We start from the raw sequence: 12,003 nt of genomic DNA, 5'->3' as shown, positions 1-12,003 counted from the left end.
TCCGGATGGTTAGGCTTGTGACTAGCGGCTTACCCCGCTAGTGTGCGCAGTCCTTAGCGGTGGCTCGCACGTTTCACCGCATGCATCCGGAGGGGACGATCTTGGACCCTGAATTGGTCAACCTAAGCTCAGTGGCAGAGCAGACTAAAGCGGGATATTGCAATCAGATCCTGGCGACGGTGAACGATCACGCGGTTCACCTTAGTGTGATGGATTCGCCATTTTTCTGGCATTTCCATCCTGACTCGGACGAAGTGTTCATCGTTCTCGAGGGCGTCTTGCTTGTCGAGCTGGAAACGGCGCGATACGAGTTGAAACCGGGCGAGATGTTGACGGTTCCGGCCGGGGTCAGGCATCGCACCAGCCCTTTGACCTCGCGATCGGTCAATCTCACTGTCGAAAAAATGAACGCGCAAAGCGTACGCGTTTCCTGAGTGCGGGCAGGGTGCATCAGTTGTCGTCCAGGCGAGCACCACGCAGACCTCCACGATCGCGAATAAAAATACCGTAAAGCCGTAAAAGGCTTGCGTATATATGCCGTAAAAAATGAAATATTTACGGCATTTTTTCTTTCATGAACCGGCGAGGAATCCTACACTTCAGGCAACTGATGAGGCCGGGGGTGTCATGTCGAAGCAACGCACAGCAAAGAAGAATCACACGCGTATCAGCTACGTTCATCGTGGCGTAGGCAGCGTCGTACTGAGGCGCTTTGATGCAGCGTGCGATTCATTCGATGAGCTCACCCAGATGCTGCACCGGTCGTTTGCGCGGCTTGGGCGGATGGGCCTTAATTGCACATGCATTGACCAGTCGGCGCTTATCACCCGCGCGCGTGCCATGCGCGGCGACTGTTATGTCGCGGTATGCAACGGACGACTGGTTGGAACCATGACGCTTTACGCACAGGATGGCGAGTCGTCATGTGCGCTTTATCGGCGCAATGATGTTGCGAGCGTTCGCCAGTTCGGCGTTGATCCCGCCTATCAGAGCAGGGGGATCGGGAAGTCGTTGTTGGCCTACGCGGATCACTGGGCCGCCATTCGCGGTTACGCTGAGCTTGCGCTGGATACACCGCAACCCGCTGCACATTTGATTGCTTTTTACCGTGGCCAGGGCTTCCGGATCGACGACTTCGTCAGGTTCGCGGGCAAGCAGTACGACAGCGCGATTCTGTGCAAACCGCCCGTCGCTTTCCGCCACCTTGCCGCGTGGTCGCGCCGTCTTGAACTTCCGCAAGCGAGCGTTGCTCGCGCGGCATGACAAACAGGCCGCACTCATGCCTCAAGTGCGGCCTGCATCAAACCTTGCTTCGAAACCTGCGTTGCAACCTGCCTTGCGACCTATTGCGATTTAATAATCAGACCTTTACCACCGAGGCCTGATAGATCTCATCGACAGACGTTGCAAGCGTTGCGTCGAACTCGCTGTCGCTCATTGACTTCTTGAGCTCGTTGATCAGCGCGCGGGAGAAGCTGGCGATCATCCCGTGATTCTTCGCGAGGCGATTGCACGCGTCGGTCCGAGCGTAGCCGCCCGAGAGCGCCACCACGCGTACCACAGCCGGGTGCTCGATCAGCGGACGATAAAGATCCGCGACGTCCGGGATAGTCAGCTTGATCATGACCTGGCTGCCATCGGGCAACGCATCGAGGCCCTTGAGCAGCTCAGCCAGCAGGATGGTTTCCGCTGCCGCCTTGTCCGGGCTGTTGATCGACACTTCGGGTTCCAGGATTGGCACGAGACCGTGCGCCTGGATTTGCGCCGCGACTTCGTACTGTTGCTTGACGATGGCCGCGATCCCTTCCTGCGACGCATGGTCGATAACCGAGCGCATCTTCGTACCGAATACGCCTAGCTTGACCGCCCGCTCAAGCAGCGCGTCCAGCCCGGGGATCGGTTTCATCAGACGCACGCCGTTCGTTTCTGCCTCGAGCCCCTTGTCCACTTTCAGGAAAGGAACCACGCCGCGGTCTTCCCACAGGAAGGCCGGAACAGACTTGCCTTCAGCCTGTCCGTCCATGGTGGCTTCGAAGAGAATGGCGCCGATGACCTTGTCACCGGTGAAGGCGGGCGCGGTCATGATGCGTACCCGCATCTCGTGCATCAGCTTGAACATCTCGGCGTCGCCGCTGTAGTCACTCTCCGGAATTCCATACGCCCGCAGGGCGCCAGGGGTGGATCCGCCACTCTGGTCGAGGGCCGCGATAAACCCGGGTTTGTTGCTCATTTGCGCCAGCATCTTGTCATTTGCCACGTACGTTTCTCCTTCATAACTATCAAACACCGGACCAGGGATCTCTGGTCTGGGCCATTGCCTTCGATTCAATAAGTGTACTGGATTGGCGGATCAGCTTCGAAAACAAACCAATAGCAGTCGACCGTTTTACCGGGCCGTGCGGGGCGGTCGAGGGCCGGACACGGCAGCCGAAACGGCAACGCGCCGGTTTTCCTGTCTTCGATTCCCGCATGAGCGTTTGCATTTCAGAAGATTGTCCGCCAAGGGCTGCGGCCCTTAAAGCCGCAATTTTAACGCCTGGAAATCTTTTTGAAGATTTGGAAAGGACCTCCGGGAGGCGCGTGTTGCTCGCCGTTTCACCCTTGGCGGAAGTGCGCAACCATGAGGGCGTGAATAGATGTCCCCTGGCCTAAGCAACGCGCGGCTGTCGCATCGCATCGCTTAGTGTCCGCTGAGGGCCCAGAGGCTTGCCTTTAGGGGGCGATTTCCATCCAGGCTCAAAAGCAAACCTGACGCACGGAGCATTTTAATGTCGACGATTTCCAGCGGGTCCAGCGTGCCCACCTCGGCCAGCGCGACCTCGGCCAACGCCATCTCGACCGCAGCCGACACGACGGCCGCCGCGAATTCGGCCAGGGCGGCCGCCGCTCAGTCCGTCATCAGCGGCTCGACGGGCAACGCGTCACTGGACGTCTCGTCGCTGGTCACGAGCCTCGTCAACGCGAAGGTGGCGGGCCAGACCGGCTCGCTGATCGCCCAGCAGAGAAACGACAACACCAAGCTCTCGGCAATCGGTGCTTTGCAGGCAGGGTTGTCGGCGTTGCAGGCCGGCATTGCGCCGCTGTCGAACGGGACTGCTCTTGGGCAGTTCACCGTGACTGCGGACGGCACGGGGTTGACGGCAAGCGGCAGCAGCGGCGCGGCGACGGGCAGCTATTCCGTTGCGGTGACGCAGGTCGCCAGCGCGCAGACGCTCTCGTCGGCAGCGTTCGGCGCAACAACCGCACTGGGCACCGGCACGATGAACGTCTCGGTTGGAGACAACGCGATGAGCGTTGACATCACGCCGGCGAACAACACCGTGAGCGGCATTGCGAGTGCGATCAACGGGTCGTCAAGCAATCCCGGTGTCACGGCAACCGTCGTAACGGGCACGGACGGTGCGCACTTGATCTTGCGCTCGTCACACACGGGTGCATCGAACGCGATTGATGTTTCAGTGGGCACGGTAACCGACGATGCCGGCCTGTCCAGCCTCGGCGTAACGTCCACGGCCGGCGCCAGCGCCGCGGACCCGTCGACCATTGCGTCGGTGTCCGCCACGAGCCCGTGGACGCAGACCGAATCAGCCCAAGACGCCATGTTCACCATCGACGGTACGGCCGGCACGAGTCCAGGCAACACGGTGGCTACTGCGATCCAGGGCGTTACGCTGAACCTGAGCGCGGCGGCCATTGGCGTGCCGGCCGGTACGCCGCAGACGCTGACCGTGGCACAGGACACCACCTCGGCATCGAGCGCCATCAACAACTTCGTCAGCCTCTATAACACCCTGGTCACTACCTATGACCAGGTTGCCGGTTTCGACAGTTCCAGAGCCAAGGGCGCGCAAGGCGGCCCGTTGCTCGGCAACGCGATGTTCAACACGATCAAGAGCACGCTCGCGAATATTGTCAGCAGTGGCGTCAAGAATGGCAGTTCCAACATTTCGCTCGGCGCTATCGGCATAGCCCTGAACAAGGACGGGACGCTCACAGCCGACCCCGCGAAGATCAATAACGAGCTGACGAGCAATCCGGAGGGGGTGGCAACCCTTTTCAACTCGACGACCGGCGTGGCCGCGAAGATGACAAAGAGCCTGAACGGATTCCTGGACGAGCACGGCCTGATTGCGAATAACCAGGACCCGCTCAACGCGAACCTCAAGGGCATCAGCACGCAGCAAGACACCCTGGCTAACTACACGGCCCAGCTTACTCACCAGTACCAGGCGCAGTTCACGGCGCTGAACACAGTCATGGCGACGATGAACAAGAATTCGCAGTACCTGACGCAACTGTTCGGCGGCGCCAACAGCGATGGCGCGATGGCGAAAAACAAGGGCGGTTGATTGACGAGGCGGTGGCGGTAGCGGCGTGTACAGCGGCAGCACGAACGCTTTTGACGGCGGCAACGTTGGCGAATGTGCGCTCGCGGCGCTGGTTGTCATCCTTGAGCAGATTAAGCGAGCGCCGTGAGAATTGTGCTAACGAAAAAGACCCGGCCCACACGTCTCGCGCCCATTTATCAACTCTTGGCGACAGGATTCGCAGGCTTCGTCGCAAGCCGATCGAAAAAAACCAAGCTGCCGCACAGACTCCAGGCATAGCGCTCGCGCGTCTTGCCGGGGAGTCCAGCATGCTTACCGTCATTGCGGTCCATGTAGCCGCAGCCCTCCTGTCTCTCGTGGTTGGAGCATCAATACTCCTGGTCCGAAAAGGCACAACGCGCCACAGGTTGATGGGCCGCATATGGGTGGCGGTCATGTTCGTCACCGTGCTGAGTTCGTTCGACATCAGGGAGTTGAACCACGGTCATCTTTCGTGGGTTCACAGCCTCGCGGTGCTCACCGCGCTTAGCCTTGCCCGTGCAATCTGGGCTATCCGCCAAGGTAACGTCAGCGGCCACGCAGCCGCCATGCGCGGATCGTTCATCGGGCTCGTGGTAGCGGGTATTGCTGCGGTGGTGACCCCGCATCGCTTGCTTAACGTCATGCTCGGCGGGTGGTTTACGTAAATTTAGGTAAATGCTCCGATAGCGGCAGCAGTCCACGTTTCGCCAGGTCGTTTGACGGCATTGCACAGATCAATCGCGCGGTGTCGCAAATGGACGACGTTACGTCGCAAAACGCCGCGCTGGTTGAAGAGACAACGGCAGCGGCCGTGTCGCTCGCCGAGCAGGCACAGATACTTCGCGAAGCCGCTGTGCGCTTTCGCATCTGATATTTGTCGAACATCATGGCAGTCAATCGTGCCGTCGAAGCTGCAGTGAGTAAGTGAAACGGTCGGCGGGAAAAACGCTGACGGTCGCCTCGAAGACAATGCCGTTTTCATCGACATAGTGCCGCGTAATCTCAAGCGCATGCCCGTCCGGTTCAGTCACAAGCTGCTTGGCGATGCGAGGCGGCACGCCTATCGCGCGGATCTCCTGTCGCACCTCTTTGACCACGCGGCCGAAACGTTGTTCGACCATCTCACAGATCAGGCCCGTGCTTTTGCGCAACTCCCGCTTGATACCCGCGCCTAACGTGGGCTCGAGGTACACGTCGGTCCAGCAGATGGGCGTGTCTGGCTTGGCGGGATCCACACGCAGCATTTCGGTCCTGAGCCAGCGCGAGCCGGTCACCACTCCCAATTGCGCGGCCAGCGACGGGCTTGCCGACACTTCAGTGACCGATTGCACATGACGCTCGGTGACGACCGCGAACTGAATCAGGTCTTCGACGCTTGAGAGCGACTGGTCGAACGCTACACGCGGTTTTGTCGCTTCTACGCGTATGCCAGCCCGCTTGCGCCGCGATATCAGCCCAAGTTCCTGCACCCGCTCCAACGCTGAACGCACCGTCGCACGGCTGACACCGTACTGGGCGGACAGGTCCAGCTCGGTAGGCAGCGCGGAGCCGACTTCGAACGTTCCGTCGCCGATAGCCTGGATGAGCTGCTCTGCCAATTCGGCGTAACGGGGTTTCATCTGGTTCAATCCTTTTCTGGTTTTAAAGCCGCTGCAATGCTGCGGCGCGCTCATGCTAGCTCGCAGCACGCGCATTGCCAAGCGCCCGGGCCGCGCAGACGAAAACAAGGACGATCATCAAGGTAAACCCGAGATTGACCCGTTGCGGTAATTACCAATATAGTCCGGACATATAAAACAAGTACGGACATATTAAGCGAGCTGGTCCATATTTGGGCAGCCGCTGAACCTGGAGAAGAGCATGGCAGTTCATACGGAGACCGCACCTCACCACGGCCCTGACGCGGAGCCGGTAACCGCCCGCAGGAAAACGCCCTTCTACGCCCGGCTCGGCGTGCAGATTGTGGTGGGGATCGTGCTTGGCATCACGCTTGGCTTCGTCGCCCCGAAGCTCGCGGTGGACATGAAGGTACTCGGCGACATCTTCCTGCGGCTCATCAAGATGATTGTCGCGCCGCTCGTTTTCCTGAACGTGGTGTTAGGTATTGTTGCCGCGGGCGACCTGAAGAACGTCGGCCGTATTGGGCTGCGTGCGCTGATCTACTTCGAGGTCGTGTCTACCATTGCGCTTGCACTGAGCATGGTGATCGCCAACCTGTCCGGCGTCGGGATGGGCATGCATCTTACGCAGAGTCCTGAGGCTGCGGCCGCTGCTCACGCGCAATACGGCAAAGCCGGAGCAGTCTCGGTCGAACATTTCCTGCTGACGCTCTTCCCGGACAATTTCGTTGGGGCCTTCGCCAACGGCTCCCTGCTACAGGTCCTTGTGATTTCGATCGGCTTTGGTGCCGCAGTCCTGATGCTGAATCAGGACCAGCGCGGCAGCGTCGAGCATGCGCTCTCGCGGATGTCCGACTGCTTCTTCAAGTTCGTCGACGTCATCATGAAATTTGCGCCGCTGGGCGCGTTCGGCTCGATCGCTTTTGCGATTGGAAGCAGCGGCATGAATGCCGTGATTTCCCTCGGCTACCTGCTCATCGTGATGTACCTGTCGCTCGCGTTCTTCGTGGTTGTAGTGCTCGGCATTGTGCTGCGCTTATACGGCTTCAACGTGTTCCGCTTCTTGCGTTACTTCAAGGACGAAATCTTCCTGCTGTTCGCCACCGCTTCGTCAGAAAGCGCATTGCCCCGGCTGTTCGAAAAGCTGGAGCGGCTTGGATGTTCGCGGCAAGCGACGGGTCTGGTTCTTCCCACCGGCTATGCGTTCAATCTCGACGGCACCGCGGTCTACATGTCGCTTTGCGTGATGTTTATCGCCAATGCATACGGCGTGCCGCTCGACTTGCATCAGCAGCTTGGACTGCTTGTCATCATGCTGATTACGTCCAAGGGCGCTGCTACGGTGTCGGGCGGTACGTTCATTGTCTTCGCTGCCACCGTCACGGCATCGGGCATGTTGCCCATTGAAGGCCTGCCCATTCTTTTCGGCATCAACCGATTCACATCTCAGGCAGTTTCCATCTGCAACGCGATGGGCAATAGCGTGGCAACGCTTGTGATCGCCAAGTCGACCGGCGAGTTCGATGAGAGCGCCGCGCGTAGCGAGTATCAGCGCGTATTCGGCACCGCTCCCGGAAAGGTCATCTGATTTCAGAGAATTAAAGGATTAGTCATGCGTATCACTGCCGTCAGGGAAATATCCGTCCCGCTGGAAGGAAACGTGGCGAACGCCCTCGTGAGTTTCGCCGAACATGATGTATCGCTCGTCGCGTTGGAAACTGACGTGATGCGTAACGGCAAACCGGTCACGGGTTATGCGTTCGACTCCATCGGCCGCTACGCTCAGGGCGGCATTCTGCGTGACCGGATGATTCCCCGTCTCATGGCCGCGGAGCCCGGCGGTCTGCTCGATGCGTCGGGGCGCTGTTTTGACCCCGAGAAAGTGTTGCGGACCATCATGCGCAATGAGAAGCCTGGAGGTCACGGCGACCGTGCCGCAGCGGCTGGTGCAATCGAGCTGGCCGTCTGGGACCTGAATGCAAAGCTGCTGGATGAACCGGCGCATGTCACCATCGCGCGGCACTACGGCAGGCAGGGGAAGACCGAAGGCGTGAACGTCTATGCGGCGGGCGGTTACTACTATCCTGAAGAAAGCACGCAGCGTCTGGTCGACGAATTCAATGCTTATCGCGAGTTGGGCTTTGACGCGTTCAAGATGAAGATTGGCGGAGCGAGCCTTGAGAAGGACCTTGCCCGCATTGAAGCTGCGTTGACGGTTGCGCGGGAAGGGCAGCGCCTGGCGGTCGATGCAAACGGCCGCTTCGACCTGAAGACCGCGCTCGGCTACGCGGAGGCCATCACGCCGTATGACTTGCGCTGGTACGAAGAGATTGGCGACCCGCTCGACTTCGATTTGAATCGCCAGGTCGCGCAGGCTTACGCGGGCCGCATCGCCACCGGCGAGAACCTCTTCTCCTTGCCGGACGTAAATAACCTCACGCTGTTTGGCGGCATGCGGCCGGGCAAGGACATCTTTCAGATGGACGCGGGCCTGGCCTACGGGCTGACTGAATACGCGCGGATGATTGACCTTATCGAGAGTCGCGGTTTCAGCCGCGCGCAGGCGTACCCGCACGGCGGCCATCTCATCAACCTGCATATTGCTGTTGGATTGGAGCTTGGTGGATGCGAAGCGTATCCGGGCGTGTTCCAGCCCTTCGGCGGATATCCGGCGGGGTGCGGCGTGGGCGGTGGACTCGTGCGTCCAACCGATGCAGCAGGCTTTGGACTTGAAGAAAAAGACGCGCTGCGCCCATGGCTTACGCGTCTTGCAAACTGATTGAGGAATAGGCAATGGCAACTACAGTTTTCGACTCGGTACTTTTCCGCGACATGTTCGGCACGCCCGAGATGAGGGAGGTGTTCTCAGACGAGGCGTATCTCCAGCGCTGCATTGATACGGAGACCGCGCTGGCACGGGCGCAGGCGAAATCGGGCCTGATTCCCGAGCAGGCTGCGCGCGAGATCACCGCGCGAGCTGACTTTACGAAGCTCGATTTGGACGCGTTGCGCCACGAGACGGAGATAGTTGGTTATCCTATCTTGCCGCTGGTCAGGCAGGTGAGCGAGATGTGCGGCGAGGCTGGCCGATATCTGCACTGGGGCGCGACGACGCAGGACATCATGGACACGGCCACCATGCTGCAGTGTGCGCGCGGCGTGGCGATCATCGAGAAGCAACTGGACGATGTGCGTGAGGCTTTGCGCGAACTGGCCCTCAAGCATGCCGATACGGTGACGGCCGGGCGCACTCACTTGCAACATGCGCTGCCGGTGACGTTTGGATTTCGCGCGGCCGTCTGGTTATCGGCGCTGAACCGCCACGCTGAGCGTCTTCAGCAGGCAAAGGCGCGCGCGCTGATGGTCGAGTTCGGTGGCGCGGCGGGGACGCTTGCTTCGCTGGGTGACCCGGAAAGAGCGCTGGAAACGCGCAGGCTGCTTGCGGAAGAACTGGGTTTGCGCAACCCTGAAATCACATGGCATGTTGCCCGCGATGGGTTGAACGAACTTGTATCGTTGCTAGCAAGCATTGGCGCGTCGCTCGGAAAGATTGGACTCGACGTGATGATGATGGCTGCCTCGGAATTCGGCGAAGTGGCGGAGCCGTTCGTCCCGGGGCGCGGCGCAAGCTCCACCATGCCGCAGAAGCGCAATCCGATTTCCAGTGAACTGATGTTCGCGGCGGCGAAGATGCTGCGTGAGCGGGCAGCGCTTATGCTCGACGCCATGATGCACGACTTTGAGCGTGCGACAGGACCGTGGCATCTCGAATGGAGTGCGGTACCGGAAAGTTTCCTGCTTGCTGCCAGCGCGCTTTTCCAGGCGAACTTCATGTTGCGGGGGCTGCAGGTCGACCGCGAAAAAATGCGAAAGAACCTGGATTTAACGGGCGGACTGATCGTGGCGGAGGCGGTGATGATGGGACTTGCGCCCGCAATCGGGCGACAGCACGCGCACGATGTGGTCTACGACGCGTGTCGCATTGCGATTGAGAGTGGTCGCACGTTGCATGACGTGCTGATTGAAAATGCGCAGATTCGCGAGAGCTTTGGCGAGGCTCAGTTGCGAGCGCTGACCGAGCCCGCGAATTACCTCGGCGCTGCTGCTCACATGGCGCGCTCAGTGGCTAATGGGACGGCAGGGAAAGCTTATTGATGGAGTAGCTTACGGCGGTGGCCACTTCGGCCGCCGCTAGAAAACTGTGATCAATGTTACGCGGATCACTGAACCTCGCCACTATGATGCGAAGCCACGTCGCGGCCCGAGGCAAAGCTTTGTAGCGCGACGGTCAGTCGCCTGTCCGAACCGCGAATTCGCGCGCTATTCCGGCTGTTGTTGAACGGTCGCGTGCCGATCAAGACGTCCATGTGCTTGTGCTGTCGAAGTCACGCAGCGCTAGAACGCCGCTTGATACTGGGCCACAGCCCACCCAAGCCCTTGCAGTGATCTTGCCGCAACCACCGCCGCACGATGAGTTAGGCAACCCCGTGGCGGCGATCCTATACCTTGCAGACTTGCCGCCCGATAAGTTGCTCACGGTCGGGTAAGTGCTAACGCTGGTTCCGATTTCCATTCCACCTGGTGACGCGGCGTTCGGAGGGGGCGTTTTCCGCCCGGCGTCCACCTGTCGCTAGGTCCGTCTTCTGGCGCGTCGATGCTATCCGCTCGTTTTCTGCAAAGCCCCCGATGCAAAACCCTTGCAAGTCACCACCCGCGCGCCCGTCTGTTTATTGAGATGGACGCGCGGAAAAGTGCGTTAGCGTTGGTCTCTTGCAACCAGAGGAGACGCAACCGGATGACAACGGAATTAACACGCTACAACGGCTATCGGTACGTGCTGCGCAAGGGTCGAAGCGTCACTGATGACGTCGAGAGGACCGAAGCTGGGCGCGCTATGTTGATGCACGCGGATATGGTCGTTTGGGAATCGAACCCCGCGCTTGTGGCGCGCGTCGAATCGTTCCTGCTCAAAGAATTTTCGTGGTATTCGAGAAACTCAAAGAGCGCACGGGAGACCCTTCAAACGTTGCTCGCTTATGTGCGTGATGGCGCTGTTGTTGTCTTGCAGGAAAACGGCGCGACTACCGACCATTTCGAGAACGGCGGCTTTACGCTTGACCCGCCCGCGCGAGCCGCGAGGCAAGACCCGCCGCCGTTCGACTACGCTGCGCGCGTGGCTGAAAATTCGGCATCTCTGCGTGAATACAACGATGCTATCGACGCGAGGATCGAGCGAGAACGGCGGCTGAATACCCCATCATTCGAAGACATCAAGCCGTTGGATATGTCCTTTCTTCTATCGGTTGTGGGCATGGTGGTACGTGGCGAAAACCTCAGACGCCAAGCAATGCAAAAAGCCGCGTTGGGCTTTGGTGAGGTTGCAGACGATACGGCCACCCCGCTAGGCAAAGCTGCGCCGTTTGAGTACGTCAAGAGCGCAACCAGCGATGATGTATTGTCTATAGCGGCACGCGGCGTGGGTGAAGCACAAGAGGCAGATTGCCACGCAACATATGAGTTTGAAATGGAACTATGCAATTTTGCAAGTGCAATGTTTAAAGACCCACGCACCTACGCCTTATGTAGCCAGAAAGCGTTTTCTAATTACCAATTCTGTCGAGGTTACTAAATGACTTTGCGATACCTGCTTACCGGCTACGACCCGACTACCAAGACACTTCGCCAGTTCTCGATATCAGCGGATGCAATCGATAGCTTAAAAAATGCGGAAAATCGGGCGCTGATAGAAGTTCCTGTGAATGATCAAAACCCGCTAGATGATGAGCTCGCGCGAACAATAGGCGGAATGGTCTTGATGTCGCTCGTTTCGCAGTTTCCCGAGTTGCGCCCGCTCGCATTGGTGACGGACGGAAACGGGCGCACGGTAATGGATCGGACCGATGGGGGGCGAAAATCGCCGTCTGAGGAGTAGTACTCCGTCCGCCGGCGTGAGTGAAAACAACCGTCCGGTGATCTGATTTTCTGCGAGTGATCGTCGAAACGGGCTTCCTTGAGCGCCGGGTTTTGCCTAGCAT

11 protein-coding genes and 1 pseudogene are annotated in these 12,003 nt (G+C 59.3%); 10 read left to right on the top strand and 2 right to left on the bottom strand.

Features of this window, described 5'->3' with window-relative positions; genetic code table 11:
• Positions 1–59 precede the first annotated feature (59 nt).
• Together SBC1_RS34195 and SBC1_RS34190 are read left to right on the top strand one after the other, a co-directional pair.
• Positions 60–434 (top strand): cupin domain-containing protein, encoded by a 375-nt coding sequence (locus SBC1_RS34195; protein ID WP_241202330.1) that lies wholly within the window; start codon positions 60–62, stop codon positions 432–434.
• Positions 435–627: 193 nt separating this feature from the next.
• Positions 628–1,263, top strand: a complete 636-nt coding sequence (locus SBC1_RS34190; protein ID WP_165104717.1) for a GNAT family N-acetyltransferase — start codon at positions 628–630, stop codon at positions 1,261–1,263.
• A gap of 97 nt (positions 1,264–1,360) precedes the next feature.
• Here the strand turns inward: SBC1_RS34190 and SBC1_RS34185 are convergent, their stop codons facing one another.
• Positions 1,361–2,257, bottom strand: a complete 897-nt coding sequence (locus SBC1_RS34185; protein WP_165104716.1) for a fructose bisphosphate aldolase — start codon at positions 2,255–2,257, stop codon at positions 1,361–1,363.
• A gap of 511 nt (positions 2,258–2,768) precedes the next feature.
• Here SBC1_RS34185 and fliD point away from each other — a divergent pair.
• From fliD to SBC1_RS34170, 3 genes and pseudogenes are all read left to right on the top strand, one after another.
• Positions 2,769–4,349 carry a flagellar filament capping protein FliD gene (gene fliD / locus SBC1_RS34180; RefSeq protein ID WP_165104715.1) on the top strand — a complete coding sequence of 527 codons (1,581 nt, stop codon included), beginning with the start codon at positions 2,769–2,771 and terminating at the stop codon, positions 4,347–4,349.
• Between the two features lie 287 nt (positions 4,350–4,636).
• A complete protein-coding gene (locus tag SBC1_RS34175) occupies positions 4,637–5,014 on the top strand; it encodes a DUF2306 domain-containing protein (protein ID WP_165104714.1) in 378 nt (125 codons plus the stop codon).
• A gap of 56 nt (positions 5,015–5,070) precedes the next feature.
• Positions 5,071–5,220: pseudogene (locus tag SBC1_RS34170) on the top strand (chemotaxis protein); the annotation flags it as partial.
• Between the two features lie 22 nt (positions 5,221–5,242).
• Here the strand turns inward: SBC1_RS34170 and SBC1_RS34165 are convergent.
• A complete protein-coding gene (locus SBC1_RS34165) occupies positions 5,243–5,968 on the bottom strand; it encodes a GntR family transcriptional regulator (RefSeq protein WP_165104713.1) in 726 nt (241 codons plus the stop codon).
• A gap of 241 nt (positions 5,969–6,209) precedes the next feature.
• Between SBC1_RS34165 and SBC1_RS34160 the strand changes: the two genes are divergently transcribed.
• The 5 genes from SBC1_RS34160 to SBC1_RS34140 all read left to right on the top strand — a co-directional run bounded on the left by SBC1_RS34160 (position 6,210) and on the right by SBC1_RS34140 (position 11,900).
• The gene (locus SBC1_RS34160; RefSeq protein ID WP_165104712.1) at positions 6,210–7,556 is read left to right on the top strand and encodes a cation:dicarboxylate symporter family transporter; all 1,347 of its coding nucleotides are present in this window, start codon (positions 6,210–6,212) and stop codon (positions 7,554–7,556) included.
• A 24-nt stretch (positions 7,557–7,580) separates the two neighbouring features.
• Entirely contained in the window at positions 7,581–8,747 is a 1,167-nt protein-coding gene (locus SBC1_RS34155) for an enolase C-terminal domain-like protein (RefSeq protein ID WP_165104711.1), read from the top strand.
• A gap of 14 nt (positions 8,748–8,761) precedes the next feature.
• Positions 8,762–10,123 (top strand): adenylosuccinate lyase family protein, encoded by a 1,362-nt coding sequence (locus tag SBC1_RS34150; protein ID WP_165104710.1) that lies wholly within the window; start codon positions 8,762–8,764, stop codon positions 10,121–10,123.
• 640 nt (positions 10,124–10,763) lie between these two features.
• Positions 10,764–11,597 carry a hypothetical protein gene (locus SBC1_RS34145; RefSeq protein ID WP_165104709.1) on the top strand — a complete coding sequence of 278 codons (834 nt, stop codon included), beginning with the start codon at positions 10,764–10,766 and terminating at the stop codon, positions 11,595–11,597.
• Positions 11,598–11,900 (top strand): hypothetical protein, encoded by a 303-nt coding sequence (locus SBC1_RS34140; protein WP_165104708.1) that lies wholly within the window; start codon positions 11,598–11,600, stop codon positions 11,898–11,900.
• Positions 11,901–12,003 lie beyond the last annotated feature (103 nt).

It is taken from the genome of Caballeronia sp. SBC1, assembly GCF_011493005.1.
Taxonomy (GTDB): domain Bacteria; phylum Pseudomonadota; class Gammaproteobacteria; order Burkholderiales; family Burkholderiaceae; genus Caballeronia.
The sequence above is the reverse complement of the archived record's forward strand: the minus strand, read 5'-3'. Positions and strand labels throughout refer to the sequence as shown.